5 protein-coding genes are annotated in these 7146 nt (G+C 38.3%); 3 read left to right on the forward strand and 2 right to left on the reverse strand.

The genetic code is table 11. The annotated features are described in order from the left end of the window. Nucleotides 1–1893, forward strand: a 1893-nt coding sequence (locus ABXH34_RS16605; protein ID WP_353573002.1) for a COR domain-containing protein, incomplete at its 5' end; no start/stop codon positions are given. A 113-nt stretch (nt 1894–2006) separates the two neighbouring features. On the opposite strand, the gene ABXH34_RS16610 is transcribed toward ABXH34_RS16605, so the two are convergent. Then, a complete protein-coding gene (locus tag ABXH34_RS16610; RefSeq protein WP_353573003.1) occupies nt 2007–2528 on the reverse strand; it encodes a cache domain-containing protein in 522 nt (173 codons plus the stop codon). A gap of 278 nt (nt 2529–2806) precedes the next feature. On the opposite strand from ABXH34_RS16610, the gene ABXH34_RS16615 reads away from it, so the two are divergent. Continuing rightward, entirely contained in the window at nt 2807–3613 is an 807-nt protein-coding gene (locus ABXH34_RS16615; protein ID WP_353573004.1) for an NADH-quinone oxidoreductase subunit B family protein, read from the forward strand. Next, nucleotides 3610–4917, forward strand: coding sequence for a Ni/Fe hydrogenase subunit alpha (locus ABXH34_RS16620; RefSeq protein ID WP_353573005.1), 1308 nt, complete (start codon nt 3610–3612; stop codon nt 4915–4917). Before ABXH34_RS16615 ends, ABXH34_RS16620 begins: the two co-directional genes overlap by 4 nt. A gap of 348 nt (nt 4918–5265) precedes the next feature. Here ABXH34_RS16620 and soxA read toward each other — a convergent pair whose 3' ends face one another. Continuing rightward, nucleotides 5266–6552, reverse strand: a complete 1287-nt coding sequence (gene soxA, locus ABXH34_RS16625; RefSeq protein WP_353573006.1) for a sulfur oxidation c-type cytochrome SoxA — start codon at nt 6550–6552, stop codon at nt 5266–5268. Nucleotides 6553–7146: the final 594 nt, after the last annotated feature.

Genomic DNA, 7146 nt, shown 5'->3' on the forward strand with positions numbered 1-7146 from the left:
GAATTGCCTACAGCTTATGATTATATAAGATTAGGACATCCATTATCTTGTGTTTTAGAATGGGGAATCGCCAATTTAAATAATCTAGATGCAAATAATGTAATTAGTTTTTCTTCTCAGACAATTCCCGTATTAGCGATTCTAAGAAAGAATTTATTAGAAAGATTGCCCGAAAATATAGGTTTATTAAAAAATTTAAAGTATCTAGATTTAAGTATAAATAAATTAACCACTTTACCAAAAAGTTTGGGAAATTTAGAAAGCCCTTGTCAGCTACATGTACGAAATAACCCTTTGGAAACACCACCACCAGAAATAGTGAACCAAGGCACCAATGCCATCCGCAACTATTTCAATTCTTTAGAACAAAAACAAAAACCATTACACGAAATCAAAATATTGCTAGTCGGTGACGGCGGTGTCGGCAAAACATCTTTAGTCAAAAATTTACTTGGCGAAAAGTTTGACCAACACGAATCACAAACCCATGGCATTAACATCAAACCCTATTACATCCCAACGCAAAACAAACAAGGCGAAGACATCGAAGTCAAAGCAAACCTATGGGACTTTGGTGGGCAAGAAATCATGCACTCAACTCATCAATTTTTCCTGTCCAAACGTAGTTTATACATTTTAGTGCTAGACGGTCGAAAAGAACAAAAAACCGAATACTGGCTCAAACACATCGAAAGCTTTGGCGATGACTCCCCAATTTTAGTTATAATTAACAAAGTCGATGAAAATCCCGGATTTGAAGTTGACCGTCCGTTTTTAAAAAGAAAATATCAAGGTATTCACAGCTTTCATCGTGTTTCCTGCAAAAAACCATCAGGCATCAAAACCCTACAAAAATCCCTCACCAAAGCCCTCAATAACATTGAAATGCTGCAAACAGTCTGGGGACAAAGCTGGTTTAACGTCAAAACAGAACTAGAAAACTTACAACAACACTACATTTCCTACGAATTCTATAAAAACCTGTGTGAACAACAAAATATACTAGACTCCGCACAAACCACTTTAGTTCATTTTCTCCGTGATTTAGGCATTATCTTACACTTTGATGAATTCGATTTATGCGACACTTATGTATTAGAACCCAAATGGGTCACAGAAGCGGTTTACAAAATCATCAACTCACCACAATTAGCACAAAATAAAGGTGTTTTACAACTCAATTGGCTCAATCATATCCTCAACGATGAACAATACCCGCGTGATAAATATCACTATATCATCCGTTTAATGGAAAAATTTGAACTGTGCTACAAAATAGAAGGCGATAAAGAAATACTGATTCCTGATTTACTTGAAGTGCAAGAGGCTAAATTTAAATTTGATTATGATAACGCACTGAAATTCAAGCTTGAATACAACTTTTTACCGCGTTCGATCATGCCAAGATTCATTGTCAAACGACATAAAGAAATTCTTGAACAATTGCGTTGGCGTACAGGTGTCGTGCTTTACGATAAAATCTATAAAGCGGTTACAGTCATCAAAGCGGATAATGAAGACAAACATATTCAAATTTGGGTTACAGGACAACAAAAACGCGACTACTTTGCAACGGTGCGTAAAACCCTACTCGATATTCACAGCAGCTTTGAAAAAATGGACGTAACCGAACTTGTACCATTACCTGATAAAGACCGAAAAGGCGAAACCGTCTATGTTGAATATGAAGAACTGATTGGCTATTACGAAGCAGGACGTGACGAATACTTTGTTGGAAAATTACAAAAAGAATACAGCGTTAAAAAATTACTCGATGGCATTGAAAATACACAACAAACCCAAGCCAATATCAGTTACAACACAGAAATTCACGGCGATGTAACAGACTCAAATATCAACCAAGGTGATAAAAATCGACAAACAACCAATTAAGGAAAACAAAATTGCGGGATTTACTAAAATAAGGCGGGACTAAAAATTGACTTTAAAAATGACTAAACTTGAAAAGGCTGGTCACTCAAACCAAGAAACCAGCCCTAAAAAACTTATTTAGCTAATGCAGCATTTAATTCTTCAACGTTAGCGTCATCGCTGTAGATGCCAGAGCTAACTTGGAAAGATTGACCTTCCACCTGTAAAGCATAAGATACTTTTTGAGATGGGTCAGTTTCGCCTTTCTTAGGCCACATGTAAGATACCCAACCACCATTTTCTTGTTTGCCAGCTTCACATAAAGCAACAAATAATTCTTTACCTGCTTTATCTTTAATACCCATGATTGTTTTGCCTTCAACTGCCAAGGTTGGGTGAGCTAATGCTTTATCAGCATCACAATCATAAACGAAAACATAAGTGTCTTTCCAAACCCATTTGTTTTCTGGATTCCACTTACCATCAGTGTTGAACTCAGCTAATGCAGAGTCGCCAGCTTTTAAAGCGGCTGCTGCTTCTTGTACCTTAGTCATCACTTCATCAGCACTTGCTTTTGCATCATCTGCAAACACGCCGCCAGAAAAGCTTAAACCCAATACAAGACCAGTAACACCGATAAGTTTAGTCAAACGCATAGTTCCTCCTTGATAGGACTGTCTAATATTCAAGCAACTTAGTAGTCATTACTTGAGATTTTATAATTTATAGTAATAAACCAAATTGAGCACACTTTGTGTCATCTGGGTTGAACATAAAATAAACTAATCATTAGCATAATGTCAAACAATTTTTAGCAGATAAAAAATCTGAGGATGCAATAAAGTTATACTCATATTAATATTCATTATGCTACTTATTTTTAGTCCCGTTTGAGTTATCATATAGGCTATATCCACCTAGGAGATGGTGACTTATGTTATTAGACATTAAACGTTTTCACTCCAAACCCAAAATTGCAGTGCATAAATTTAGCTCGTGCGATGGCTGTCAACTGGCCTTTCTCAATGCGGGACAACAACTGCTTGCTTTGTCTGATATGTTAGACATTGTTCACTTCGTCGAAGCAGGGCCTATCAATCCCGAACAAGCGGTTGATATTGCCTTTATTGAGGGCAGTGTCTCTACCCCTGAAGAAGCTGAGCGTATCGAAATGGTACGTAAAAACAGTCAATTTCTGGTAACGATTGGCGCATGTGCAACCTCAGGCGGGATTCAAGCCTTGCGCAATGTAAACGACGTGAGCGAATGGACGAAAAGTGTATATGCTCAACCCAAATTTATCGAAAGTTTAGACACCGCAACCCCAATTACAAAACATGTGCGTGTTGATTTAGAAATCTGGGGCTGTCCAATTAATTCCCATCAAATTTTATCTGCGATTCGCGCCTTGTTATTCGGTGTCATTCCTTATCAAGAACAAGATAAAGTCTGTTTAGAATGCAAACGTTTACACAATACCTGTGTGATGGTGACAAAAGATGTGCCGTGCATGGGGCCTGTGACTCAAACAGGTTGTGGCGCGATTTGTCCCAGCATCGGTCGTGATTGCTACGCTTGTTATGGGCCTGCGGAACAGATCAATGGCGAAGCCTTAGGCCGTCGAATTCAAGGTTTAGGCTATCAACCCGAGCAAGTTGCCCGTAAATTTTTATTCATCAACAATGCCGCCCCTAGTTTTGCTAAAGCAGGTGAAGCAATTCAACAGGAGACACAATCATGAGCGTGACAAAGCAAGAACAACGTGAAATTGTGATTAATGTCCCTGTGTTAGCACGGGTTGAAGGTGAAGGCGCGTTAGATTTAACAATTAAAGCGGGTGAAATCAGTGATTTAAAATTACGGATTTTTGAGCCGCCGCGTTATTTTGAGAAATTTTCTGAAGGTCGAGATTATTTTGAAATGCCCGATTTAGTCGCGCGGATTTGCGGCATCTGTCCTGTAGCGTATCAAATGAGTACGGTTCATGCGATGGAATCAATTTTAAATATTCAAATCACGCCGTGGATTCGAGCCATGCGCCGTTTACTGTATTGCGGAGAATGGATTGAAAGCCATAATTTGCATATTCATTTACTTGCAGCCCCTGATTTTCTTGGCTATGGCAGTGCTCCAGAATTAGCCAAAGACCATCCCGACGTTGTCCGACGCGGTGTGTATTTACAAGAATTAGGCAATCAGATTATTAAAATGCTTGGCGGTCGTTCAGTGCATCCTGTAGGCGCAAGAGTGGGTGGGTTTTATCAAGCACCGACAGCTCAGCAAGCAAAAACTTTATTACAGAATTTAGAAGCAGCATTGCCACAAGTTGAAAAATTAGTCGAATGGACAGCCAGTTTAAAATTACCTGATAATCCACAACAATTCACCTGCGTTTCAGTCAAACATCCTGATGAATATCCAATGAATGAAGGCAATTTAGTTTCTTCTGCGGGCTTAGATATTCCTATCAGCGAATATAACAATCATTTCAGAGAGTTTCACGTCCCGCATTCCACTGCCTTGCATTCCTTGCTGGATGATAAACCGTATTTGTTAGGCCCTTTGGCACGGGTCAATTTAAATTTCGATTTATTGCCTGAAGCGGTCAAAACTAATTTAGCCAAGACGGCGATTCAATTCCCTAGCAATAATATGTTTCATAGCATTGTGGCACGAGCGGCGGAAGTACATTATGCATTTTTAGAAGCCATTCGGATTTTACGTGATTATGTGCCAACGGATACGCCATTCATTCCAGTGGAGAAAATGCGAGCGGGTGTCGGATTTGGTTGTACAGAAGCACCACGTGGGATGTTGTGGCATCAATGGGAATTAGATGAACAAGGGCGCGTTACCACTACTCAGATTGTGCCGCCTACCAGTCAAAACCAAGCCCAAATTGAGCAAGATTTACGCTTTTCTTTACAGCAAAAAGGCTTAGATACTGAACCCGATGAATTACGTTTGTATGCGGAAACCGTGGTCAGAAATTATGATCCTTGTATTTCTTGTGCGACCCATTTTCTGAAATTAACGATTAAGTAGACATCACAGTACAATAACGTGAGCAAGATTATTCTATCAGATGCTTCTTAGTGTATTTCACCAAGTATTGATTATGAAGACGGTGCGTGATCGTTGATACATTATTTTCATTATTTAAGGCGCACCTGTTCCACCCTACATTTGCAGGTTTTTTATAATTTGCGTGATTTAAGAAGAAATAAGAGGGGAAAGGACTGGAAACAGATTAAAAGTCACCAGCCCTTTAGATACAGTCGTTTTATTTTAAAGTGATATAGGACTGGCAGTCCTCAAATTTGAAATTGATTAATACTTAAAATATTAAAGGACTGCCAGTCCTAATACATAATAAGAAATTCGCTATACAACTTAGTGGCGAATACCAGGAACACTGAAAACACGACCATTGTTTTTAGACATCAAATACATTTCAATATCACCATATTCTGCTGCATCTGGTTCTAACTCATTTGCACGAATCGCAACGCCACACCATTGGAAACGTTTACGAATGTCCCAAATTTCACCGCGACTAGTACGATAAGTAGGGAAATGATCCATCATGCCCACAAAACTACCTAAATATTGACCACGAATCCATTTATTTGCACTGGTTTCATGACAATCAACACAAGCAAAGTTCAATTGACCAATTTTACGATTCATTAAGTCTTCACCACGGCGAATTGCTAATTGTGTATTACGGTCACTTTTATCAATTGCAATAGGATGACCATTGGCTAAGAAGCGTAAATAAATCGCCAGTGATAAATTTTCTTCAGACTGAGATAAATATTCAGCACCAGTTGTTGCCCGTGCATGACGAGTGACAAACTCTTCAATACCGATGACTTTATTCATACGTGTTTCAACTTTAGGCATATCGGTTGCCCAAGTTGCGAATTCAACCTCAGGTTTTTCATGACAAGCTTGGCAAGATTTACCTGTAGAACCTTCGGTTATAAACAGTTCTTTTGCTGTATCCACATTCATCATTGAAGGGTTAACAAACTCATCAAAGTTATCACGTGTTTCAATCGGCATCGCACGTGTATCTGGATTTTCTTGGGTACTTTCGAATTTAACAGGTTTGCTCAAGGTTTTTAAATAAGCCACGATGTGTTTAATTTCATCTTTGGAGAAAATCCCGTGAGCACCCCATGGTGGCATTACTGTGGATGGGTTAAACATGCGCGGATCATAAATATAATTGAATAAATATTCATCATCGCGACCCCAAACCCCAATGGTGGAGATATTAATACCGACGTTACCAGGCAATGCCGCATCAGGCAAAATATGACAAGCATAACAACTACCGCCACGTTTACGATTAGAAACTAAGGCTTTACCTTTCGCTGGGTCGCCAACGATAACATCGCCTTCATCGTCGTTGATAATAATGTCTGAACTTGATGTAGTAGATTTATCTAACTTCTGCATGAATGATACAGGAGGGGATACGACTTGACGCAAAGTACTGAATTTAGACCAATTGGTTGGTTTCCAACCTGAATAACGATCCCAAGGGATTTTGTAACTTGGCTGTTCCATCTCTAAAGGTACATCTCTTGACATTTCAGAAGCTTGGGCTGCTCCAAAGCAGAATGTACTCAACGCCATGACGAGTGCAGTTTTGGTAAAAACGTGTCTCATTAATATCCTCCGTAGTTATTATGATATGAGCGTAGGCAGATAAGATAGTAAATTTTTTTATAGGTCTATGGCAAGCATTAATTGCTATTTTATTGAACTTTTTAAGATTATTTTTTAAATATAAACTTTTTCAATCTAATCATAATTTTTGCAAATATAAATCTATGTTAAATTTTTGATTTTAAAGTTTTGATTTTAAATTTTTTACTCACTAGAAAAACCGATTTGAAGGGATATTGTGCTATGCAATAACGAGGAATGAGATGTTTTAATCAGAGAATTAAGCTAAATCCAGTAAAAATGCCATAAAATGTAGAGGTTTTGATAAAGTAAGGGCTAAAGATGCGAGATATATTTTGATAACAACATGAAGGAGTACCAAGCCTAAATCACATTGATACCCCTAAAAAACATAGTATTATGTCAATTCTATTCGTCGTCTTTAATACCTAATTCTTTTTTGAAATTAGCTGAAATCTTGTTAACAATATCACGGGTTTTTTCACCATCGGGGCCCACTACGACAAAAAATGCCATATCTTTATCATCAACACAACCAATCACCGCTTTATAGCCTCCTTTGCTTCCCCAAGC

It is taken from the genome of Candidatus Albibeggiatoa sp. nov. BB20 (genome assembly GCA_016744725.1).
Taxonomy (GTDB): domain Bacteria; phylum Pseudomonadota; class Gammaproteobacteria; order Beggiatoales; family Beggiatoaceae; genus Albibeggiatoa.